Origin of the sequence: Prevotella sp. P2-180 (genome assembly GCF_002251435.1) — a bacterium.
Lineage (GTDB): Bacteria > Bacteroidota > Bacteroidia > Bacteroidales > Bacteroidaceae > Prevotella.
Map to the genome: position 1 here is coordinate 1 of NZ_NPJI01000066.1, position 201 is coordinate 201.

The following is a 201-nucleotide window of genomic DNA, read 5'->3' on the forward strand; positions in this document are numbered from 1 at the left end:
TCATCTTGCGAGTTTGCACAGCCCTGTGTTTTTGTTAAACAGTTGCCTGGACCTATTCTCTGCGCCTCACACATGTGAGGACCCCTTATCCCGAAGTTACGGGGTCAGTTTGCCTAGTTCCTTAACCATGAATCTCTCAACGCCTTAGTATGTTCTACCCGTCTACCTGTGTCGGTTTGCGGTACGGGTACCAAAGGGATT

General features: G+C 49.3%; 1 rRNA gene. It reads right to left on the reverse strand.

The window, feature by feature from the left end:
* Positions 1-201 (reverse strand): 23S ribosomal RNA (locus tag CIK98_RS09145); the annotation flags it as partial.